24 protein-coding genes are annotated in these 20,299 nt (G+C 55.2%); 15 read left to right on the top strand and 9 right to left on the bottom strand.

Features of this window, described 5'->3' with window-relative positions:
- Window positions 1-10 precede the first annotated feature (10 nt).
- The 3 genes from HCQ99_RS02140 to HCQ99_RS02130 are packed head-to-tail and all read right to left on the bottom strand — an operon-like array spanning window position 11 to window position 1,432.
- Complete coding sequence (locus HCQ99_RS02140; protein ID WP_166985065.1) at window positions 11-340, bottom strand: branched-chain amino acid transporter permease; 330 nt, start codon at window positions 338-340, stop codon at window positions 11-13.
- Window positions 340-1,047 (bottom strand): AzlC family ABC transporter permease, encoded by a 708-nt coding sequence (locus HCQ99_RS02135; protein WP_166985062.1) that lies wholly within the window; start codon window positions 1,045-1,047, stop codon window positions 340-342. Before HCQ99_RS02135 ends, HCQ99_RS02140 begins: the two co-directional genes overlap by 1 nt.
- A 10-nt stretch (window positions 1,048-1,057) precedes the next feature.
- A complete protein-coding gene (locus HCQ99_RS02130; protein ID WP_424945193.1) occupies window positions 1,058-1,432 on the bottom strand; it encodes a DUF1844 domain-containing protein in 375 nt (124 codons plus the stop codon).
- A gap of 237 nt (window positions 1,433-1,669) precedes the next feature.
- Between HCQ99_RS02130 and infC the strand changes: the two genes are divergently transcribed.
- From infC to HCQ99_RS02110, 4 genes are all read left to right on the top strand, one after another.
- Window positions 1,670-2,275 carry a translation initiation factor IF-3 gene (infC, locus tag HCQ99_RS02125; RefSeq protein WP_166986483.1) on the top strand — a complete coding sequence of 202 codons (606 nt, stop codon included), beginning with the start codon at window positions 1,670-1,672 and terminating at the stop codon, window positions 2,273-2,275.
- Window positions 2,276-2,338: 63 nt separating this feature from the next.
- Window positions 2,339-2,533 carry a 50S ribosomal protein L35 gene (gene rpmI, locus HCQ99_RS02120; RefSeq protein ID WP_166985056.1) on the top strand — a complete coding sequence of 65 codons (195 nt, stop codon included), beginning with the start codon at window positions 2,339-2,341 and terminating at the stop codon, window positions 2,531-2,533.
- Window positions 2,534-2,595: 62 nt separating this feature from the next.
- A complete protein-coding gene (gene rplT, locus HCQ99_RS02115; RefSeq protein WP_166985053.1) occupies window positions 2,596-2,976 on the top strand; it encodes a 50S ribosomal protein L20 in 381 nt (126 codons plus the stop codon).
- Between the two features lie 80 nt (window positions 2,977-3,056).
- Window positions 3,057-3,854: a TrmH family RNA methyltransferase gene (locus tag HCQ99_RS02110; protein WP_166985050.1), complete on the top strand. Its 798-nt coding sequence runs from the start codon at window positions 3,057-3,059 to the stop codon at window positions 3,852-3,854.
- Between the two features lie 6 nt (window positions 3,855-3,860).
- On the opposite strand, the gene HCQ99_RS02105 is transcribed toward HCQ99_RS02110, so the two are convergent.
- Genes HCQ99_RS02105 through HCQ99_RS02090 form a run of 4 tightly spaced genes read right to left on the bottom strand, consistent with a single transcriptional unit; the run spans window position 3,861 to window position 6,942 of the window.
- The gene (locus HCQ99_RS02105) at window positions 3,861-5,090 is read right to left on the bottom strand and encodes a Dyp-type peroxidase (protein ID WP_166985047.1); all 1,230 of its coding nucleotides are present in this window, start codon (window positions 5,088-5,090) and stop codon (window positions 3,861-3,863) included.
- Window positions 5,090-5,656, bottom strand: coding sequence for a copper chaperone PCu(A)C (locus tag HCQ99_RS02100; RefSeq protein WP_166985044.1), 567 nt, complete (start codon window positions 5,654-5,656; stop codon window positions 5,090-5,092). The genes HCQ99_RS02105 and HCQ99_RS02100 overlap by 1 nt, the downstream gene beginning before the upstream one ends.
- A gap of 43 nt (window positions 5,657-5,699) precedes the next feature.
- Window positions 5,700-6,272: a copper resistance CopC family protein gene (locus tag HCQ99_RS02095; RefSeq protein ID WP_166985042.1), complete on the bottom strand. Its 573-nt coding sequence runs from the start codon at window positions 6,270-6,272 to the stop codon at window positions 5,700-5,702.
- A gap of 25 nt (window positions 6,273-6,297) precedes the next feature.
- On the bottom strand, window positions 6,298-6,942 hold the full coding sequence (locus HCQ99_RS02090; RefSeq protein WP_166985039.1) for a hypothetical protein: 645 nt from the start codon (window positions 6,940-6,942) through the stop codon (window positions 6,298-6,300).
- Window positions 6,943-7,051: 109 nt separating this feature from the next.
- On the opposite strand from HCQ99_RS02090, the gene pheS reads away from it, so the two are divergent.
- The 9 genes from pheS to HCQ99_RS02045 all read left to right on the top strand — a co-directional run bounded on the left by pheS (window position 7,052) and on the right by HCQ99_RS02045 (window position 17,170).
- A complete protein-coding gene (gene pheS, locus HCQ99_RS02085) occupies window positions 7,052-8,092 on the top strand; it encodes a phenylalanine--tRNA ligase subunit alpha (RefSeq protein ID WP_166985036.1) in 1,041 nt (346 codons plus the stop codon).
- Window positions 8,092-10,629: a phenylalanine--tRNA ligase subunit beta gene (gene pheT, locus HCQ99_RS02080; protein WP_166985033.1), complete on the top strand. Its 2,538-nt coding sequence runs from the start codon at window positions 8,092-8,094 to the stop codon at window positions 10,627-10,629. The genes pheS and pheT overlap by 1 nt, the downstream gene beginning before the upstream one ends.
- A 2-nt stretch (window positions 10,630-10,631) precedes the next feature.
- Window positions 10,632-11,705, top strand: a complete 1,074-nt coding sequence (gene argC / locus HCQ99_RS02075; RefSeq protein ID WP_166985031.1) for an N-acetyl-gamma-glutamyl-phosphate reductase — start codon at window positions 10,632-10,634, stop codon at window positions 11,703-11,705.
- Window positions 11,702-12,904 (top strand): bifunctional glutamate N-acetyltransferase/amino-acid acetyltransferase ArgJ, encoded by a 1,203-nt coding sequence (gene argJ / locus HCQ99_RS02070; RefSeq protein WP_166985029.1) that lies wholly within the window; start codon window positions 11,702-11,704, stop codon window positions 12,902-12,904. Before argC ends, argJ begins: the two co-directional genes overlap by 4 nt.
- A gap of 8 nt (window positions 12,905-12,912) precedes the next feature.
- Window positions 12,913-13,863: an acetylglutamate kinase gene (argB, locus tag HCQ99_RS02065; protein WP_166985027.1), complete on the top strand. Its 951-nt coding sequence runs from the start codon at window positions 12,913-12,915 to the stop codon at window positions 13,861-13,863.
- A 5-nt stretch (window positions 13,864-13,868) separates the two neighbouring features.
- Window positions 13,869-14,363 (top strand): prepilin peptidase, encoded by a 495-nt coding sequence (locus tag HCQ99_RS02060; RefSeq protein WP_166985025.1) that lies wholly within the window; start codon window positions 13,869-13,871, stop codon window positions 14,361-14,363.
- A gap of 9 nt (window positions 14,364-14,372) precedes the next feature.
- Entirely contained in the window at window positions 14,373-14,693 is a 321-nt protein-coding gene (fdxA, locus tag HCQ99_RS02055) for a ferredoxin (RefSeq protein WP_166985023.1), read from the top strand.
- Entirely contained in the window at window positions 14,693-15,799 is a 1,107-nt protein-coding gene (gene dapC / locus HCQ99_RS02050) for a succinyldiaminopimelate transaminase (RefSeq protein ID WP_166985021.1), read from the top strand. Before fdxA ends, dapC begins: the two co-directional genes overlap by 1 nt.
- Window positions 15,800-15,871: 72 nt before the next feature.
- Complete coding sequence (locus HCQ99_RS02045; protein WP_424945185.1) at window positions 15,872-17,170, top strand: citrate synthase; 1,299 nt, start codon at window positions 15,872-15,874, stop codon at window positions 17,168-17,170.
- A 94-nt stretch (window positions 17,171-17,264) separates the two neighbouring features.
- On the opposite strand, the gene dapD is transcribed toward HCQ99_RS02045, so the two are convergent.
- Window positions 17,265-18,236 carry a 2,3,4,5-tetrahydropyridine-2,6-dicarboxylate N-succinyltransferase gene (gene dapD, locus HCQ99_RS02040; protein WP_166985019.1) on the bottom strand — a complete coding sequence of 324 codons (972 nt, stop codon included), beginning with the start codon at window positions 18,234-18,236 and terminating at the stop codon, window positions 17,265-17,267.
- A 38-nt stretch (window positions 18,237-18,274) separates the two neighbouring features.
- Between dapD and dapE the strand changes: the two genes are divergently transcribed.
- Together dapE and HCQ99_RS02030 are read left to right on the top strand one after the other, a co-directional pair.
- Entirely contained in the window at window positions 18,275-19,378 is a 1,104-nt protein-coding gene (gene dapE, locus HCQ99_RS02035) for a succinyl-diaminopimelate desuccinylase (RefSeq protein WP_166985017.1), read from the top strand.
- A 102-nt stretch (window positions 19,379-19,480) separates the two neighbouring features.
- The gene (locus HCQ99_RS02030) at window positions 19,481-19,648 is read left to right on the top strand and encodes a DUF3117 domain-containing protein (protein WP_166985015.1); all 168 of its coding nucleotides are present in this window, start codon (window positions 19,481-19,483) and stop codon (window positions 19,646-19,648) included.
- Between the two features lie 2 nt (window positions 19,649-19,650).
- Here the strand turns inward: HCQ99_RS02030 and HCQ99_RS02025 are convergent, their stop codons facing one another.
- Complete coding sequence (locus tag HCQ99_RS02025) at window positions 19,651-20,280, bottom strand: O-methyltransferase (RefSeq protein ID WP_166985013.1); 630 nt, start codon at window positions 20,278-20,280, stop codon at window positions 19,651-19,653.
- Between the last annotated feature and the right edge of the window lie 19 nt (window positions 20,281-20,299).

Genomic DNA, 20,299 nt, shown 5'->3' with positions numbered 1-20,299 from the left:
TGCAGAGCCGTTATAGCAGATTAGTTAAAACAACGAAGGTCACAGTTCCTGCAACAACTGACAGGGTTGTGTTGCGCTTGGTCAGAAGATGAACGATAACTGTGACCGCTAAAGATACCGGCGCAATCCACCACTGTTCGGAAGCTGTAAATGAATCACGAAAAGTGATCGCCGACAGAATTAGCAGGATGCCAACCGGCATCCAGGCGCCGAATAGGCGCACCACAACAGACCGTCGCAGTGGACGAAGAATCATGAAGGGCACAGCGCGTAATAGAAAGGTGATAGCGCCGCTCAATAGCGCAGCGATAATTATATAAATTGAATTTGGCTGGTGCATTAAACCTCGCCTCCCAAAGCCGGCCCTTTGGCAGACCTGTAGTTAAACACTGCGCGCACCGCAAGCAGAGCAGCAAAGATAAGCAGTGATAACAGCAGGTCGAAGTCTCCCGGCATTAACATTCCGGCTGTCACGGCGATACCCGCTAATACTGAGCTCGGCAACTGTCGGCGACTGCTGAACGCGTCGATAAACATCACCGTAAACAGCGCGCAGAGAGCAAACTCAAAACCGTGTAGATCAACTGGCAGAGCTGAGGCAATAACCACACCGAGCAGTGATCCCCCCAACCAATAGAGGTGACTGATTACCTGCATGGTGACAACACGAGTGCCGGTGAGTTCAGCGGTGTCTTTACCCGCGTAAGTGGCGTAAACCTCATCGATCAGGCCAAACACCGAGTAAAAACGAGCCACCGGGTTTTTCACCAGATGGAGAGGGAAGGAGAATGCGTAAAACACATGCCTGAAATTTATTGCAAACACCAGCGCTGCAATTGTTAAAAGTGATGCGTCTGAGGCAAACAGTGAGAGCAGCATAAACTCGACACTGCCAGCATAAACAACGAGGCTGGTGAGCGGCGCAACCCACCACTGCAGGTCGAGCTCAATTGCAAGCATGCCGAGGGCGATCCCGAGCGGAAAAATACCAAGCCCAACCGATAGAGAGTCTTGAAAACCGAGTTTAAACTGTGCTGTTTCCGTCATCCTACTGAAGTTAGATAACCGAACCGGTCCACTTCTCGCCCGGGCCAGCGCCGGGGGCGTCGGGGAAAGTTGATGCTTCGCGGAATGCAAGCTGCACTGAGCGCAGCCCGTCGCGGAGACCGCGCGCGTGCACGTCACTAATCTCCGGTGCTGCTGCTGTGATGAGGCCTGCAAGTGCGTTGATCAGTTTGCGCGCCTCGTCCAAATCGGTTTCTTCCTCTGGATTGTCTGCCAAACCAACCTTTATCGCAGCGGCGCTTAACAGGTGCACGGCAGCGGTTGTGATAACCTCAACCGCTGGCACCTCAGCAATATCGCGGGTTGCGTTAGCCACATCTGCCGCTGCATGAGTGTTCACATTTTCAGAGTTTGATGCCCCAGTCATGCTCATAATTAAACCCTACAACCTGCTATAGTTGGAAGTGGCTCTCAGAAATTCTGAGATTTGAAGCGGATAATCTCCCACCTGCGCACTCGTTAATAAAGAGGTTGCGGGTAGTTGGCACTCCGTCCCGGCAGCCAGTCGGGATAGCTTGAGGGTGCAGAGTAGTTCCTACTCTATGTTCGTTTCGTGGTGTGCTTAAAGCAAGCGCACAGCCGTCACCAAACGAAGGAGCTAGCAATCAGCGAACCACGTACGAATGAGCGAATCCGCGCCCGCGAGGTAAGACTCGTAGGTCCAAGCGGAGAGCAGGTGGGTGTCGTCGATATCAACACCGCACTCAATCTTGCCCAGCAAGCGGATCTCGACCTCGTCGAGGTTGCCCCTAATTCAAAACCGCCGGTAGCCAAGATTATGGACTACGGCAAGTTTAAATACGAGGCAGCGCAGAAAGCGAAAGAGGCTCGTCGCAATCAGGCGAATACAGTGCTTAAAGAAGTGCGTTTCCGCCTGAAGATTGACACTCACGACTACGAAACAAAAATGAAGCGCGCTATTGGATTCCTCTCAGCGGGAGACAAGGTCAAGGCGATGATTCAGTTCCGTGGTCGCGAACAGTCTCGGCCAGAGCTCGGCGTGCAGCTGTTGCAAAAATTTGCTCAGGATATTTCTGAGCACGGCTCCGTAGAGTCAAACCCACGCATCGACGGGCGAAACATGGTGATGGTTATTGCACCGCTAAAGAACAAGTCTGAAGCACGTGCCGCGCAGAACGCGCGCCGTGCAGAAGAGAAGGCTAATCGTCGCGCTGCTCGTGCAGAGAAGAGCGGCCAGTCTGCCTCTTAAGAAAGACTAGCTCTAACTTTTACTGCGCGCCTTTCGTGCAGTACTAACTCACAAGGAGAAATAATGCCTAAGCAGAAGACCCATTCGGGCGCTAAAAAGCGTTTCCGTGTAACCGGCAGCGGCAAGATCATGAAGCAGCAGGCTGGTATGCGTCACAACCTCGAGGTGAAGGCGTCTAAGCGTAAGCGCCGCCTGAACGCTGACCAGGTACTGGCTAAGGGTGACGTCAAGCAGGCTAAGAAGCTGCTCGGCCTTTAAAGGCTGGGGCAGGAAGTATTTCGCCGCTTAAGGTTAAAAGAATTTAAAGGAAATAAACACAAATGGCAAGAGTAAAGCGCGCAGTCAACGCGCACAAGAAGCGTCGTACAGTTCTCGATCGCGCATCAGGCTACCGCGGTCAGCGGTCACGTCTCTACCGCAAGGCTAAAGAGCAGCTGCTCCACTCATACGAGTACTCATTCAACGATCGCCGTAAAAACAAGGGCAACTTCCGTCGCCTTTGGATCCAGCGCATCAACGCCGGTGCTCGTGCAAACGGCCTTACCTACAACCGTTTTATCCAGGGCCTGTCTCTGGCGGGTATCGAGGTAGACCGTCGCATCCTGTCAGAGCTTGCTACCAACGAGCCAGCAACCTTCGCACAGCTTGTGCAGGCGGCTAAAGACGCTTTGCCTGAAGACACTTCTGCACCAAAGGCATAACCTGTAGGTGTTTTGTGGATCGGGCCGCTCTTTTGGGAGCGGCCCGATTTGTGTTTAGAAGTTCACTGTAAAGTTTTTATGTGATCGAAAACCCAAAATCTGCACAAATTAAAAAAGCGGCAGCACTGCAGCAGAAAAAGCAGCGGCTCCTGACAGGGCGTTTTATCGTTGAAGGCCCACACGCCGTGGAGGAAGCATTGCGCTTCCAGCCTGCGGGGGTGCGGGTTATTTACACAACGCACGCCGGCCGCTCACGTTTCGAGAACTTGGATCGTGATGCTGATGCCGCCGGTGTGCGGATCGAAATGGTTAGTGAACAGGTGCTTGCCGCTCTCAGTGACACTGTAACACCGCAGGGGGTTGTTGCTGTTGTAGATATTCAAAACCCGTCTGTTGCTGAAACGGTGACAGGTGCAAAACTTGTGGCTGTGTTAATTGATGTGCGTGACCCGGGGAATGCCGGAGCTGTGCTGCGGGCGGCAGACGCTGCCGGAGCTGACGCCGTAATTTTTGCGGGGGAGAGCATCGATCCGTGGCACCCGAAAGTGGTGCGAGCCACAACCGGTTCACTGTTTCACCTCCCAATCAGCTATGAGCGTGACAGTGTGCAAGTTTTAGACACACTCACAGCTGCGGGTCTGCTAACGATTGCGGCAGACATTCGCGGCACCGATTTGCAGCCGGTTGACCCGATACTCAGTCAGCGCACCGCATGGATTTTTGGTAATGAAGCACACGGTTTAAAAAGCGAAGAACGTGAACGCTGTGATCATGTGCGAAAACTCCCCATATACGGGCAGGCTGAGTCACTAAATCTTGCTACCGCTGCTGCTGTCTGTCTCTACACGAGTGCCTTCCAACAGCAGGCTGGTGCGTGAATTAGGCTAAGCAAACAGGGTTTCCCCGAGCATTCCGCCTTTCTGCCAACCGGGCGGAAGTGCAAACACCGCTGATCCAATATGTGTCACCCAGGTGTTGAGCAGATCAAGCTCATCTAACCGCTGCTGAATCGGCACGAACTGGCGCAAGGGATCCTGTTGAAAACAGATAAACAGCAGCCCCTGTTCGATGCCCGCATCATAGTTGTATGAGCGACGCAGAATCCGTTCTGCGCTCTGTGTGCTGTGCGCTCTGCGAATGTGCGCACCTGCATGAATTATCGGTAGCCCAACAGCGTTGGTGGCCTCAAAGTCGGGTTCGTCAAACTCTGAATTTCCGGTGAGGGGAGAACCGTTTGCAAGCGTGCGCCCAACAACATTTTCACGCCCGACACGATCTACCTGATCCCAGGTGTCCATCTCCATACGGATGCGCCGCAGCACAAAAGCTGTGCCACCGGAGAGCCAGCTGGCAGCAGAATCTAGCCAAACAGTCTCACTCATGTCACTGTCGCTAGTAACATTTGGGTTTACTGTGCCGTCTATTTGACCCATTAAGTTACGCATCGTGGTTCCGCTCTTTTCAGAACCGTAAGCGCGTCTGAAGCCGTCTTGACACCAGAAGAGGGATGCAAAACCGCGCACCGTTTTTTGCAGCATACGTGATGCGTGCGCAACAGTGAGCGCATCGTCGCTGCATATTTGGAGCAACAGATCGCCACCAACAAACTCTTCCTGCAGTGCATCACGGCTGAAATCCGGCAGCGGGGCAAGCCACTCCGGAAGACGCCGCGGATTAACACGTCTTACTAATTCTGCGCCGAAACCAACTGTGACTGTGAGACCTGCCGGGCTTGCCGCTAGCTGTGGTTCGTTATCAGCGAGTGCTCCCTGCCCGGTCGTCAAAGCTTCAATGTCGTCCGTTAGCACGCGCAGCAGACGTTTTAATGCAGCAGCGTCTGTTGCAGCGTGCAGATTAAACGCCAGCAGCCTGGCGTGACTCTGCGGCTCAGTCGTGATACCCGCTTGATGCACACCGTGACAGGGGATTACCGTGTCACCGTTAAGAGACTGCTCAGCATGTTTCGGGGCGCGTGCTGAGCTGTTTAAGGCGTGCGCCGCAAAGACGGAGGCTGCGCCAACACCGAAACCCGCTGCCGCACCAGCCAAAAGTGAGCGACGGCTGACACCGGTTGTTACACCAGCGTCAGCCTGCGCATCTTTATCGCTTGTCATTAGTGGTCGTGATCGTGATCGTGGTCGTGTTCTGCCTCATGCTCGGCATAACCCTCTTCTGCGCCAGCGTAATCGCGTGCTTCGGCTGTCAGTTCAAAAGTCGAGCCGTCGCTGAAGGTGAGGGTGAGAGCCACTGAATCACCGGCGAGGATATCGCGCTTCAGATCCATCAGCATGAAGTGATACCCGCCCGGCTCAAAGGCGACCGTCTCGTCTGGCCCAATCACGAGATTAGTTGCGGTCTCCTGCATCATGCCGTTTACAACCTCATGCACCTGAACTGAGCCAGCGCTGTCGCTGGTCACACCGGTCAGTTCGAGCGGAGTTTCCCCCTCGTTGTGCAGCTCGCCAAAGACAGCCGTCATCTCACCGGCAGCGGCAGATTTTACCCAAGTGTGATGGGTGTGCATATGCGCTTCATTGTGAGCGTGCGACTCATGCTCCGCGTGTGACTCGTGTGCGTCTGTCGATGCTGCATCGGTGTTGTTAGCGCAAGCACCTGTAGCGAGCGCGAGGGCGACAAGAGCGGTCGCAGCGGCTGATTTACGAACAGATGATTTAAACATAGAAATGTCCTTAAAAATTTTTCAAAACTTAAATTAATCTTGATTATTTGCGCGCGCTGTTATTGCGCTGGTACCAGACGATAACCGCGATAACAATCGCAGCAAAGACGAGCACAGCGATTGAAGCCCAAACTACTGCTGCCGCACCGGGAGGCTCCTCTTCGGCCGCAGTGGCAGCCTGGCCTACCGGCTGGTTCTTAAGCTCTGCAGCGTAGTCGGCGAGCTCTTTGGCTGTGACATCACCAACGCCAAACACATAGCTTCCCTCTATCGGGTGACCGTCTGACGAGACAACACGCCAAGCAACCGAATAGAGCCCGTTCAGCTCAGCAGAAATCGGCAGAGTCAGAGTGTCACCGTCAATCTTTAACTCACCCGTCGAAACCTCACCCTGCTGCTTTGCACTAATGGTGACCACATTGCCGCCCGCGATCTCTGTCACCGCTGCGCTAAAACGCAGTGTCAATTCGCTGGGAGACGCGCCCAAAATTTCATTTGCGGCGGGTGTGGAATCAACAAGTCTGTCGTGCGCAGACGCCGCCGTAACCGGCAGCACAGTCGCAAAAACTAAAACGCACAGCGCGACTAGAGGGCGCAAAATTTTACTAATAGACATATTTTCCCCTAGAAACAATTATTTGTTAGCAATAACTGTTGTGCGCTGGCGGTCCACGAAAGCGCATACCGGAGAAAGTAAAATCCTTAATTTTTAGGTAGGATCGATGCTCCGCACCCGGCAGCTCAACAGAGAGCTTGGGGGGCAAAATGTGCGATACGGTTGCACGATGCAGACAAAACTGCAGCCTGTGCCGCAGATATGACACGGTCTGCTGCACACGATCCGCACCCTTAGCAGCGTTGAGCAGAAGCAGCGTAGTGAGAGCAGCTACCAGAGCGTGCGCGAAAAACATTTGCGCACCACTCAAGAACAGCTCGCCGGCATGACCGGTGACGTTAAAAACAAACTTAGGCACAGCATGCGAATGCTGGTGTGAGCTGGCAAGAAACCCGGTCGGCGAGAGGCCGGCCATCCCAACAAACACCCAGTGGAAGAGAGTCTGCGTTAACAGCACAGACAGCGTCAACAGCGGAGCACGCCAGCGGCGACCGGTTGCAAGCAACGCAAATGGCCAGGCAACGAGAGTGGTGCACACAATCGCTGTGAGACTTGGTGCAGCAGCACCGGCGAGCGTATGCGCCAAAGCACCGACACTGCTTGCAAACAGCGCAATCACACCAGCGACAAAACCGCGACTGGCGTGACTTTCAGAAACACTAGCTTGCATACTGCTTAAATTATAGATCTATTGCACAGCTAGCTTGCGAGCACGCGCACCCGCACCGCCAGTGTGCGCACATAGCCGGCCGTTCAAAACGGCACTAGAATGAGTATTTGTGTCAGATGTGAACCCAATTAGCCAAGAAACCGTTCAAGAAGCTGTCGCGCTCGCGCTCGCAGCGTGTGAGGCCGCACAGAATCTATCTGAGTTAAAGGCGGCAAAAACTCAGCACACAGGTGAGCAGTCTGCTCTTGCGAAACTAAATTCGCTGATGCGTGAGGTGCCAAAGGAGCTGAAAGCTGAAACCGGCAAACTAATGGGGCAGGCGCGCGGCCGGGTGGAAAGCGCCTACGCACAGCGCGAAGCAGTTTTGGCAAAACAGGAAGCGGAAGCGCGGCTGCGCGCAGAAACTGTTGACGTGACCGCCACCGCACCGCGTCGCGCGGTGGGGGCGAGGCATCCGCTTGCGCAGTTGATGGAAGAAATTTCAGACATCTTCATCGCTATGGGTTGGGAAGTGGCCGAAGGCCCAGAGCTCGAACATGAGTGGTACAACTTTGACGCCTTAGGTTTTGATCCGGATCATCCCGCCCGCGCTGAAGCTGACACTTTCTATGTCAGCCCAACTGACGCACACCTGTTGCTTCGCACGCACACATCTCCAGTGCAGGTGCGTGCCTTGTTGGATCGCGAGCTGCCGCTTTACGTTGTTGCCCCGGGTCGCGTCTATCGCACAGACGAGCTGGACGCAACGCACACGCCTGTGTTCCATCAGATCGAGGGAATCGCCATCGACCGAGGTTTAACGATGGCGCATTTGAAGGGCACGCTTGAGCACTTTGCGCGGCGCATGTTTGGTGAGGAAGCCAGGATCCGGCTGCGGCCAAACTTTTTCCCGTTTACCGAGCCGAGCGCAGAGATGGACGTCTGGTTTCCGAATGCACGCGGCGGCGCGAGATGGATCGAGTGGGGTGGCTGTGGCATGGTTGACCCCAACGAGCTGCTTGCGGTTGGCTTAGATCCTAATGAATACCAGGGGTTTGCGTTTGGTATGGGTATCGAGCGGACCCTCCAATTCAGGAACAACATCAACGATATGCGCGACATGGTTGAGGGCGATGTGCGCTTCAATGCACAGTTCGGAGGACTTATCTAATGCGTATCCCACTCAGCTGGTTGAACGAGCACGTAGAGCTTAAGGACCCATCGCTTGACGCTGTGCACGCTGCGCTTGTGAGCGTTGGTTTTGAAGAAGAAGACACACACAGCTTTGATTTTTCCGGGCCGATTGTTGTTGGTGAGGTGCTGGAACGCACTCCCGAAGAGCACTCGAACGGTAAAACAATTAACTGGTGTCAGGTGCGCGTTGCGCCCGCCGGTGAAACCGCAGCAGATGGCGGCGCGGATGTGCGGGGTATCGTCTGCGGTGCACACAATTTTGAGGTTGGCGATAAAGTCATCACAACCCTGCCCGGTGCTGTGCTGCCCGGCAACTTCCAGATCGCCGCGCGCAAAACATACGGGCACGTCTCTGACGGGATGCTTGCATCCGCCCGCGAATTAGGTTTGGGTGAGGATCATGACGGCATTATCACCCTCCGCAGGTTAGGGCTTGATGCGCCGGTTGGAACACCTGCGCATGACGTGCTTGGCACCGGTGACAGTGCGGTGGAAATAAATGTCACCCCGGATCGCGGATACGCTTTTAGCATCCGCGGTGTAGCTCGCGAATACTCACACGCAACCGGCGCAAAGTTTACCGATCCAGCAATCGAACTGACTGCGCGCAGTAAGCAGTCTGAGTTTTCCGGTTTCCCTGTGAAACTTGACGATCAGGCACCGATTCGCGGTCGTGCTGGTGTGCAGGGCTTTATCGTGCGCAAAGTAACAGGCGTAGATCAGTCGCGCCCGACACCGCAGTGGATGGTTGCGCGCCTGCTGCTAGCCGGTCAGCGCCCGTTGAGTCTTGCCGCTGACATCTCAAACTACGTCATGCTTGAACTTGGCAACCCACTGCACGCATACGATGCCGCAAAGGTTCAGGGTGGCCTCGGTGTGCGTCGCGCCACCGCGGGAGAAACCCTGGTCACGCTTGACGGAACCACACGCAAACTTGATGCAGAAGATCTCGTTATCGTTGATGACAGCGGCGTAATCGGTCTGGCCGGTGTTATGGGCGGCGAGAGCACTAAGACCACCGCGGAAACAACCGAGGTGCTAATCGAGGCGGCCACTTTTGACCCTGTTTCAATTGCGCGCTCTGTGCGTCGCCACAAACTGCCGAGTGAGGCGGCGAAGCGTTTTGAGCGTAGCGTTGATCCGTTGGTTGCTGAAGCGGCAGCGCAGCGTATGGTTGACCTGCTCGTTGAATACGGTGGTGGTTCTGCCTCTGCAGAGGGTGCGCGGCTTACCGCAGCGCATGAACCTGTGACGATAGAGCTAGCAGCTGATGCGCCGCAAAAACTTGTTGGTGTTGACTACAGCGCTGACAGCATAACTACGGCACTAGAAATGATTGGTTGTGAGGTTGCTGCTGTAGACGGCGGCTACCGAGTTACCGCACCGAGCTGGCGCGCAGATCTGACACGTCCGGCAGATCTTATCGAAGAGATAGCGCGTATCAACGGCTACGATCAAATTCCATCGCAGCTGCCTGTTGCACCTCCAGGGCGCGGGCTCACCCGTGCGCAGCAGCTGCGGCGACGTGCAGCAAACTTTGCTGCAGCGGCCGGATTAACAGAGGTTATTATCGCGCCTTTTGTTAGCCAGGCACAGCTTGAAACTTTTGCTGCCGAGGATTTTAACTACAAAGTAAACGCGGTGCGGCTCACTAACCCGCTGGACGGTCAGGCACCGTATCTGCGGGTGTCACTGCTGCCGGGGCTTATCACAGCAGCGCAGCGCAACCACTCCCGCGGGCTGGTTGATGTGGCGCTGATAGAGTTTGGTTCAATCTTTGTGGCAGAAAACGGCAACACGAAGATCGGCACCAAGACTGTGCCGCCGATGGCACAGTTGCCGTCTCCTGAGGTTATCGCTGAACTTAATGCATCACTGCCTGACCAGCCGCGCATGGTTGCCGCCCTCATGACCGGGGCTGCGCAGCAGACTGGTGCCGCGCAAACGCAACGCACCTACGACTGGGCTGACGCACTTGAAACGGCTCGCGGTATCGCATGGTCGTTCGGCGCACAGCTTGATGTGCGGCAGGCTAGCAGGCCGGGTTTTCATCCCGGGCGCACCGCCGAGCTGCTTTTAGCGGGTGAGGTTATCGGAGTTGCAGGTGAACTGCACCCAGAGGTGGTTGCGGCTGCGCACCTGCCGTTTGCTGTTGCAGCGCTCGAAATGAACCTCGATAGGTTGATTGAGCTCGCACCGCAGGTGACGCAGGCACAACAGCTTTCGACAATGCCTGCCGCAACACAGGACGTCACCCTCCTGGTTGCCGCTGACATTCCTGCTGCCGCTGTGCAGACAGCATTTGCTGCTGGTGCGGGTGACCTGCTCGAGTCGGTGCGGTTGGTTGATGACTACCGTGGTGACAGTGTGAGTGAGGGTGAGAAAGCACTGACTTTCAAACTGCGTTTCCGTGCTGCGGATCGCACGCTGAAAGCTGAGGAAGCAAGCGAGGCCAAGCTGCAGGGCGTAGCGCGCGCGGCAGAAACCGTTGGCGCTCGTCTGCGTGAGGTGTGATTGTGTCTTATCGAGTTGCGGTCGCTGGCGCTAGCGGATACGCCGGAGGTGAGTTGCTGCGTCTTCTCGCAGGTCACCCTGATTTTGAGGTTGTCACGGTCGCCGGGCACTCTAGCGCTGGTGACCTGCTGGGGCAGCATCAGCCGCAGTTGCGGTCGCTGGCGCACTTACGGCTGCAGAAAATTAGTGCTGAAGTGCTTGACGGGCATGACATTGTGTTTTTTGCGCTACCGCACGGGGCGTCAGGTGCAATAACTGCAAAACTAAAAAACACGCAGCTTGTGGTTGATTGCGGCGCAGATCACCGTCTTGAAAATGCGGCAGACTGGCAGGAGTATTACGGCTCAGAATTTGCTGGCACCTGGGCTTACGGTGTGCCTGAGCTGATTATTGATGCGGCGCATGGCACCCGGCAGCGAGAGGTGCTCGCGCGCGAACTAACAGAGGGTAGGGGGCGGATCGCGGCTCCCGGATGCAACGCTTCAACTGTTGCGCTGTCATTAGCGCCCGGATTTGCAGCCGGGGTGCTCGCAGAGGACGCCGATATTGTGACGGCTTTAGCGGTTGGCCCGTCAGGTGCCGGCAAAACTTTAAAGCCGCACCTGCTTGCCGCCGAGATGCTGGGATCGGCAAGCCCCTACGCGGTTGGCGGCAGTCACCGACACATTCCCGAGATTTTGCAATCACTGCGCAAAGCGGGAGCCTCTGAGCGGGTAACTTTAAGTTTCACCCCGATGCTGGTGCCGATGGCGCGCGGTATTCTCGCCACCAGCACCGCTAAACTCTGTGCCGGGGTGACTGCCGATGCGGTGCGCGCTGCCTGGGAGAATGCATACGCTGACGAACCTTTTGTGCACGTGCTACCAGCGGGTGTAGAGCCGCGAGTTGCCGATACTATCGGTGCGAACACCTGCGTTATGAGTGTTGCGGTTGATGAAAAAGCTAAGCGTGTAGTGGTTGTGGCAGCTCTCGACAATCTTGCAAAGGGCACCGCCGGTGCTGCCGTGCAGTCAGCTAATATTGCGCTTGGACTGCCGGAAGCTGCTGGCTTGACTATGAACGGAATCGCGCCATGAACGTCACACACCCAAAAGGATTTGTTGCTGCCGGTGTTGCGGCCGGTATCAAGCAAAACGGCAAGCTTGATTTTGCTGCAGTTGTTAATCTTGGCCAGAATCCTGTGGGAGCGGCGGTTTATACAAGCAACAGGGCCAAAGCAAACCCGATTCTGTGGTCTGAGAGCGTAGACATTGAAAATACTCGTGCGGTTGTATTAAATTCAGGCGGCGCAAACTGCTTTACCGGTGAGTTTGGCTATGAGACAACGAAGCAAACCGCTAACCGCGCAGCTCACCTAATCACAGAGCGTTTTGGTGGGGAACTCGGTGAAACGCACCCAGCACAAATTCAAGTGTGTTCGACCGGTCTCATCGGCGCCGGCGGCGCAGATTTTCGTGCCGCAGTTCTTAACGGCGTTGAGTGCGCTATAATGCAGCTTGCCTCTGATAGCGCGGCGGGTGACGCAGCTGCGCAAGCAATTATGACAACCGACACCGTTATTAAAACAGCCCACATCGAGGGTGAAAACGGATACCGTATCGGTGCGATCGCTAAGGGTGCCGGAATGCTTGCGCCGGGTCTTGCAACGATGCTGGTGGTGATTACAACAGACGCCAGACTTGCGCCGCAAGAACTGCAGCAGGCGCTTGAGGCAGCTGTCGGCCAGACGATCAACCGCCTCGACTCCGACGGTTGCATGTCTACAAACGATCAGGTGACGCTGCTGTCTAGCGGGGTCAGTGACGCAGATGTTGATGTGACAGAATTTACCCGCAATCTCACCGCCGTCTGTGACTCACTCGCTGCGCAACTGCAGGCGGATGCAGAGGGCGCCAGCCACACGATCGACATTACGGTAACAGGTGCTAAGAGCGAAAGAGACGCAGAAGAGGTTGGGCGTGCACTGGCGCGCAACAATCTTTTCAAAACAGCGATATTCGGCAATGATCCGAACTGGGGCCGGGTGCTCGCAGCGATCGGCACCACAAACGCGGTGTTTGATCCATACAAGGTTGATGTCAGCTTTAACGGCGTGCGCCTGTGCAGCAATGGCGGGCCGGATCGACCGGTTGCAGAGTGCGACCTGCGACCAAAACACACACTGGTTGAAATCAATCTGTTTGCGGCTGTGGGTGACAGCTCGTACACCGCGACTATTCGCACCAACGACCTGACAACAGACTACGTGCACGAAAACAGTGCATATTCAAGCTAGGTGAGTTGATGAGCGTTTTTCATGATCACAGCGACCCCGAACTGGTCCGTCTGAAAGCTGCTGCTTTAGTTGAAAGCCTGCCGTGGTTGAAAAAATACAACGGTAAGATCATGGTGATCAAATTTGGCGGTAACGCAATGGTTGATCCGAAACTATTCCAAGCGTTTGCAGAAGATGTGGTTTTTCTGCGCTTGGCCGGTATTCGTCCGGTGATAGTGCACGGCGGCGGGCCACAAATCAATGAAATGCTCACAAAACTGGGTATTCAGAGTGAGTTTCGGGGAGGGTATCGCGTCACAACTCCAGAAGCAATGGAGGTTGTGCGAATGGTGCTCACCGGTAAGGTTAATCCGCGCTTGGTGGATGAGATAAACACGCACTCACCGTTCGCTATCGGGCTCAGCGGTGTTGACGCCGGCCTTTTTAACGCCGTAAAACGGGAGCCGCAGCGGGTTGACGGCGAGCTAATCGACTTTGGGCAGGTGGGCGATATTATCAGCGTGCGTGTTGATCCTGTCTTAGCGATGCTTGATCGTGGGCTTATCCCGGTGGTGTCATCAATTGCCGCCGACCAAAAACAGACCGGCGTAGCGTTAAATATTAACGCCGATGCAGCCGCAGGAGCGCTCGCTTCAACTCTCGGGGCAGAAAAACTGGTTATTCTGACAGATGTTAAGGGCGTCTATGCAAACTGGCCAGACACCGCGTCTCTGATCAGCAGCATGAGCGTTTCGGAGCTTGAAGAGTTGCTCCCAAACCTTGCCGGTGGCATGATTCCAAAGATGAAAGCGTGTATCGGCGCAGTGCGCGGGGGTGTGCCGCAGGCCGCTGTTATCGATGGTCGCGAGCCACACTCGGTGCTGCTGGAGATTCTTACCGATAATGGCATCGGCACTGCGGTTGTGGCAGATGAGATTGCGACACCCGCAACCAGTTCTATCCCGGTAATCACAGGGTAACAGCGATGTTTGCCGGGCTTTCTGTGTGGCAGCTGGTGTTGCACGGAGCCCTGCTCGCTATACATATTTGCTTGGTGCGGATCGATTTTGCTGAGCGTCGCCTGCCAAACCCGCTGGTATTAAGCGCTACCGTCTGCAGTGTTTTACTGTGGTTTGCAGAAGGTGCTTCTGCTGCACATTTGCTGTGGGCGCTAAGTGTTTCTGCTGTGCTGCTTGTTGTGAAACTTTTTGCGCCACAGACTATCGGTTGGGGCGATGTCAAACTGTTTCCGTCCCTCCTGCTCGGAATGCTCACATATGTGGCGCCTGCTGTAATAGTTATTTACTGTGCGTTGGTTTCACTGTTTTTGTTTGTGACGCTAAAGATCGCGGTAAAAGCAGCGGATGGGCGGTTGATATCGCGCGATCCGCAAGCTCGAAAATTTATTGCTGCAGGGCCCGCGCTAATTTTCTCCTACTGGGTGGTAGTTCTGAGCGCGCTCTTATTGAAAGCTGTCTAGGATAGACGTATGACTTACGTGATCGCCCTGCCGTGTGTAGATGTGAAAGACCGTGCATGTGTCGATGAGTGCCCGGTTGACTGTATTTATGAGGGCGAACGCTCACTCTATATTCACCCCGATGAGTGTGTCGACTGCGGTGCTTGCGAGCCTGTGTGCCCGGTAGAAGCGATTTACTACGAAGACGACCTGCCTGATGAGTGGCAGGAATACTACAACGCCAACGTTGAGTTTTTTGACGAGATAGGCTCACCTGGCGGAGCCGCAAAAGTTGGCGCCTATGATTTTGACCACCCGCTCATAGCAGCGCTGCCACCGCAGGGGGAGTAATGCGACAGCTGCCTGAATACCCCTGGGATACTCTTAAGCCTTACGTTGATAGGGCAAAGGCTCACCCGGAGGGCGCAGTCGATCTTTCTGTCGGATCGCCGGTTGACGCCACCCCCGACAGTGCCCGTGCGGCACTTGCAGACGCGAGTGCGGCGCAGGCGTATCCGGCGACGGTGGGCAGTCTTGAACTGCGTGAGGCGATAGTCGCCTGGTATCAGCGGCGCCGCGGGGTGCAGCTGGCGGAAACGAATGTGCTGCCGACCGTCGGGTCAAAAGAACTGGTGGCGCTGCTGCCGTTTTTGCTCGGGCTTGGTGCGGGTGATGCCGTAGTGTATCCGGAAATTGCATATCCGAGCTATGAAATGGGGGCCGCGTTAGTGGGCGCTGCGGCCGTGCCGTGTGATGATCCCGCTAACTGGCCGGAGAAAACTAAACTTGTGTGGGTCAACTCACCCGCGAACCCGCACGGCCGAGTATTGAGTTTGGAGCAGTTGCGGGAGGCTGTCACTCGCGCGCGTGAACTTGGGGCGGTGTTGGTTTCTGATGAGTGCTATGCCGAGTTTGGTTGGGAAGCCCCCTGGGATTTAGAACCGATTCCATCTGTGCTAGACGCGCGTGTTGTGGGGGAAGAGATGACCGGCGTGCTGGCTGCGTACTCACTCAGCAAGCAATCTAATCTTGCCGGATATCGAGCCGCTTTTGTGGCTGGGGATGCCGAACTTATATCGCAGCTACTCGTTGTGCGGAAGCACGCAGGCTTAATGGTGCCTGCTCCGATTCAGGCGGCAACCGTCGCGGCGCTTGCTGACGACAGCGCGGTTAGTGCGCAGAAACAGCGATATCAGGCGCGTCGAGAGGTGCTCTTACCAGCTTTGCAGAGAGGTGGCTGGCAGATAAGTCACAGCGAGGCCGGCCTCTACCTGTGGGCGACGCAGGGGGTTGACTGTTGGGATTCGATCAGTTTCCTGGCTGAGCGTGGCATTATTGCTGGGCCGGGTATCTTCTATGGCGCAGCAGGCGCTAAACACGTCCGTTTTGCGCTCACCGCCACCGACGAAAAGATAGCAGCCGCGGCAGATCGCTTACGTTCAGCAAATTTCAGATAGGCTATTTAGAAGTGCCAGCGATGACACCCTTTCGCTTGCAGTAACACTTCCGCGCCAAAGCAAGGAGATAATGTGAGCCCGAAGAATATACCTGGATCAGGTGCTTCAGCAAAGCTTGAGATTAACGGTGTAACCACTGAACTGCCGATTATTGAGGCTACGGACGGCAAGTCTGCGTTAGATATTAGCGCGCTTGCAAAAGATACCGGGCATATAACGGTCGACTACGGGTTTGTAAACACCGCACCATCACGTTCGGCTATCACCTATATTGACGGTGATGAGGGTATTCTGCGCTATCGCGGCTATCCGATCGCAGAGCTTGCAGAAAAGAGCACCTTCCTTGAGGTGGCTTACCTGCTGATCTACGGCGAACTGCCAACCGCTGAACAGATGGCGAGTTTTGACGCTGAAATTCGTCGTCACACACTGCTCCACGAAGATATGCGCTATTACTTTGAGGGAATGCCGCACACTGCACACCCGATGGCAGTGCTCTCTGGCGGTATTCAAGCGCTGTCAACCTTCTATGAGTCATCGCTGAACACAAGTGATCCTGAGCTTGTTGAGGTAAACACTATCCGCTTGCTTGCAAAGCTTCCGGTGGTCGCAGCTTATGCGCATAAAAAATCTGTTGGTCAGGCGTTCCTGTATCCAGACAATTCGCTCAGCTACGTTGAGAACTTCCTGCGCTTAAACTTTGGTTTACGCTCTGAAGAATACGAGATTAACCCGGTGCTGGTGAAGGCCTTAGATCGCCTGCTGATTCTGCACGCCGACCATGAATTCAACGCTTCAACCTCGACCGTGCGTCTTGTCGGGTCGACCGGCGCAAATATGTTCTCTTCGATTTCTGCCGGCATTAATGCGCTGTCTGGCCCGCTCCACGGCGGCGCTAATGAAGCTGTGCTGACTATGCTCGCACAGATTCGTGACTCGGGTGAGGGTGTTCAGGCCTTTGTTGAAAAGGTGAAGCGCAAAGAAGAGGGCGTGAAGCTGATGGGCTTCGGGCACCGTGTTTACAAGAACTATGATCCACGTGCGCGTATTGTGAAGGAAAGCGCGGATCAGGTGCTCGATCTGCTCGGTATCCACGATCCGCTGCTTGATATCGCGAAGAAACTTGAACAGATTGCGCTTGAAGATGACTACTTCAAAGAGCGGCGCCTCTACCCGAACGTGGATTTCTACACCGGTGTTATCTACCGGGCTATGGGCTTTGATCCACGCATGTTTACTGTGCTCTTCGCGATCGGTCGTCTCCCGGGTTGGATTGCGCACTGGCGTGAGGCCCAGCAAGACAGCCTGACCAAAATCGGTCGACCACAGCAGGTCTATATTGGTGAGACTCTGCGCCACCTCGAGCGCTAGTTAGGCATCAATAAGCTGTTATAGTGCGCGAAAAAGGCTACCGAAAATTTATTTCGGTAGCCTTTTCATGCAAATGCATCTGGTTACTTAAGGGTTAAGCGTGCAGATCCTTGTTTAGCGTGATACCTGCGCCGGTGCGGGGCAGTGCCTCAACTGATCCGGTAGTTGAATTGCGACGGAAGAGCAGATTAGCAACACCTGAGAGCTCGACCGCCTTCACAGTGAGTGGTTCTGGATGCTCTGCTCCAAGACCCTTCGGAAGGTGCACCTTAGTGCCCGCTGTGACGTAGAGGCCCGCTTCAACGACGCTGTCATCACCGATAGAGATGCCGATGCCTGAGTTCGCGCCGAGCAGGGCGCGCTCACCAATTGTGACCCGCTGCTTTCCGCCACCGGAGAGGGTGCCCATAATTGATGCGCCACCTCCAATGTCACTGCCGTCACCCACAACAACACCCTGCGAGATGCGACCCTCAACCATTGAAGTGCCGAGCGTGCCCGCATTAAAGTTAACGAAGCCTTCGTGCATCACGGTGGTGCCTGGAGCGAGGTATGCGCCCAAACGGATGCGAGACGTGTCAGCGATGCGCACCCCGCTCGGCGCAACATAGTCGGTGAGCCGCGGAAATTTATCGAGCCCCACCGCCGTTAACCCGGCACGCTTTAAACGGGGTAGATTCGCAGCATAGTAGTCGGCAGCGATTGGCCCTGAGCTTGTCCAGACAACGTTAGGGAGGTGACCGAAAATACCGTCAAGGTTAATGCTGTTTGGCAGCACAACTCGATGAGACAAAAGATGCAGTCGCAGATATGCATCTTTCGTGTCTGCGACAGGCTGCTGCAGATTTATGGTTATACGTTCAGTGCTGAACACTACGTCACGCAGAGAATCGCGTTCCTCGCTTGGCTGCACTGCTTCTGGAGCTATCTGATCCTTATCGGCGCTGCTTGGTGCACCCAATTTCGGATCTGGAAACCACGCGTCAAGCGTTGTTCCGCTGCTGGTGCTAGTGACCAAGGCCCAACCCCAGGCGGTTTCTTCGGAGACAATAGTTGCGTTAGTCATACCCTCAAGAATAGGGCTTAATATGTAGAGTTGAAAGTATGTCTAACACTTTTTCACCCCGTAAGCTTTCCGCGCGCACAGATCCTGTCTTCCTCACGCAAGAGATTTGTGACATCGAATCGGTGTCGGGCAATGAAAAAACTCTGGCAGATAATATTCAGGCGCTGCTTGAGACAGCATTGCACCTAAAGGTGGTGCGTGACGGTGACACGATCGTTGCCCGCACAGAGCTTGGTCGCGACCAAAGAATTATTATCGCTGGGCATATCGATACTGTGCCGTTGAACAATAATTTGCCAACCCGGTTTGAAACTGACGCAACTGGCAGAAAAATGTTGTGGGGCCGCGGCACTGTTGATATGAAAGCTGGTGTCGGTGTGCAGTTAGTGTTAGCTCTCGAGCTCACAGAACCGGCTTTCGACATCACCTGGGTGTGGTATGACCATGAAGAAGTCTCGAGTGATCTGAACGGGCTCGGCCGCACGCTGCGGAACAATCCAGAGCTATTCACGGGTGATCTTGCAATTCTGGGTGAGCCAACCAACGGCACGATTGAGGGTGGCTGTAACGGCACTCTGCGAGCTGAAGTTATTTTCACCGGTAAGCGTGCGCACTCTGCACGAGCGTGGCGCGGTGTTAACGCGATACACAAGGCGGCAGCGGCTCTAACAAAGCTTGAAGCTTTTGAAGCTGCGGCTGTAGAAGTGGACGGTCTGGTGTATCGCGAAGGTCTGAGCGCGGTGCGGATCAACGGCGGTGTTGCCGGAAACGTGATTCCAGATCTTGTGACAGTGGAGGTGAACTACAGATTCGCGCCGAATAAGTCGGCGGATGATGCGGCGGCGTTTGTCACAGACTTTTTCGCAGATACGGCAGCCGATGAGGTTAAAATTGTGGATCTTGCCTCGGGTGCACGCCCCGGTCTTGATGCTGCGTTAGCGCAGGCATTGGTGGCAGCGGTTGGGGAGGAGCCGCAGGCAAAAGTTGGGTGGACAGATGTTGCGCGCTTTAGTGAAATGGGAATTCCCGCGATAAACTTTGGCCCGGGCGACCCGCTGCTTGCGCACGCCGATGCGGAGGCGGTGCCGGTGCAGCAGATAACCGACTGCTATGACTCTCTGCGCAAGTTTCTATTGGGCTAACTTCAGAAGGCTAAAGAGTGCTCTCGCTCAGGCTTTCGCCAGCGACGCAATCGGAGCGCGCGCTAAAATAGAGACTGTATTCATCTGCAACAAGGAGGAACAATGGCAGCAATGAAACCACGCACCGGCGATGGGCCGATGGAAGCCGAACGCGAAGGTCGGGTAATTGTGTTGCGAGTGCCTCTTGAGGGTGGCGGCCGCCTCGTTGTCTCAATCAATGACGATGAAGCGACCGAAATGCGTGATGTGCTGACCCGCGTGGTTGGGTAACTTTAAGGCAGTCTGGTCAGTGTTAACAGGCCGTTCCCGATAGGGGAAAGCTGGCTTGAAACGGCGGGTGAATCGGCCATCATCTCAAGCAGATCACGGAAGTTTTGTGTCACCTCATCGCGCGCAGCAGGGTCAGAAACGTGACCCTCGTTAAACGCATTTGGCACAATGATCGAACCACCGGGGCGAATCACCTGCAGACCAAACTCAACATAGGCGAGCAGATTCTTCGGATCGGCGTCGATAACGAGCAGATCATAAGAACCGGTGTTTAGCCGAGGGAGCACCTCCATAGCATCCCCCTGGATCATGCGCAGCCGGCTGCCCGAGACGCCAGCCTCCTCAAATAGCGGGCGAGACTGTCGCTGATACTCGGGTTCGATATCGATTGAGGTCAGATGGGCCTGCGGAGCGTAGCGCAGCAGCGCTAAGCCAGATACACCAAGGCCGCTTCCCAACTCACAAATCTGTTTTGCCCGCGAGATGAGCACAGTGTTGCTGAGTGCTGCTGCAATGGAGCGACTGACAGGCGTGACACCCAGCTCTAGAGAGAGCCGTCGTGCCTTCGCCAGATGCTCAGTCTCTACGGGGAACTGCTCGGTGTACTGCCAGTTGCTCTCGATTTTGCTCACGTTATAAGCATAGGGCACG

This window comes from Canibacter zhoujuaniae (assembly GCF_011752015.1).
Lineage (GTDB): Bacteria > Actinomycetota > Actinomycetes > Actinomycetales > Microbacteriaceae > Canibacter > Canibacter zhoujuaniae.
Note: the sequence above shows the minus strand (reverse complement) of the source record. Positions and strands in the feature narration are given on the sequence as shown.

Excerpts from the sequence above, each read along its gene's own strand:
- HCQ99_RS02030 (WP_166985015.1), top strand. The coding sequence starts at position 19,481 with ATGGCAGCAATGAAACCACGCACCGGCGATGGGCCGATGGAAGCCGAA.
- rplT (WP_166985053.1), top strand. The coding sequence starts at position 2,596 with ATGGCAAGAGTAAAGCGCGCAGTCAACGCGCACAAGAAGCGTCGTACA.
- pheT (WP_166985033.1), top strand. The coding sequence starts at position 8,092 with ATGCGTATCCCACTCAGCTGGTTGAACGAGCACGTAGAGCTTAAGGAC.
- HCQ99_RS02130 (WP_424945193.1), bottom strand. The coding sequence starts at position 1,432 with ATGACTGGGGCATCAAACTCTGAAAATGTGAACACTCATGCAGCGGCA.
- HCQ99_RS02060 (WP_166985025.1), top strand. The coding sequence starts at position 13,869 with ATGTTTGCCGGGCTTTCTGTGTGGCAGCTGGTGTTGCACGGAGCCCTG.
- HCQ99_RS02135 (WP_166985062.1), bottom strand. The coding sequence starts at position 1,047 with ATGACGGAAACAGCACAGTTTAAACTCGGTTTTCAAGACTCTCTATCG.
- argJ (WP_166985029.1), top strand. The coding sequence starts at position 11,702 with ATGAACGTCACACACCCAAAAGGATTTGTTGCTGCCGGTGTTGCGGCC.
- rpmI (WP_166985056.1), top strand. The coding sequence starts at position 2,339 with ATGCCTAAGCAGAAGACCCATTCGGGCGCTAAAAAGCGTTTCCGTGTA.
- HCQ99_RS02100 (WP_166985044.1), bottom strand. The coding sequence starts at position 5,656 with ATGTTTAAATCATCTGTTCGTAAATCAGCCGCTGCGACCGCTCTTGTC.
- fdxA (WP_166985023.1), top strand. The coding sequence starts at position 14,373 with ATGACTTACGTGATCGCCCTGCCGTGTGTAGATGTGAAAGACCGTGCA.
- dapE (WP_166985017.1), top strand. The coding sequence starts at position 18,275 with ATGTCTAACACTTTTTCACCCCGTAAGCTTTCCGCGCGCACAGATCCT.
- argB (WP_166985027.1), top strand. The coding sequence starts at position 12,913 with ATGAGCGTTTTTCATGATCACAGCGACCCCGAACTGGTCCGTCTGAAA.
- HCQ99_RS02105 (WP_166985047.1), bottom strand. The coding sequence starts at position 5,090 with ATGACAAGCGATAAAGATGCGCAGGCTGACGCTGGTGTAACAACCGGT.
- HCQ99_RS02095 (WP_166985042.1), bottom strand. The coding sequence starts at position 6,272 with ATGTCTATTAGTAAAATTTTGCGCCCTCTAGTCGCGCTGTGCGTTTTA.
- HCQ99_RS02140 (WP_166985065.1), bottom strand. The coding sequence starts at position 340 with ATGCACCAGCCAAATTCAATTTATATAATTATCGCTGCGCTATTGAGC.
- dapD (WP_166985019.1), bottom strand. The coding sequence starts at position 18,236 with ATGACTAACGCAACTATTGTCTCCGAAGAAACCGCCTGGGGTTGGGCC.
- dapC (WP_166985021.1), top strand. The coding sequence starts at position 14,693 with ATGCGACAGCTGCCTGAATACCCCTGGGATACTCTTAAGCCTTACGTT.
- HCQ99_RS02090 (WP_166985039.1), bottom strand. The coding sequence starts at position 6,942 with ATGCAAGCTAGTGTTTCTGAAAGTCACGCCAGTCGCGGTTTTGTCGCT.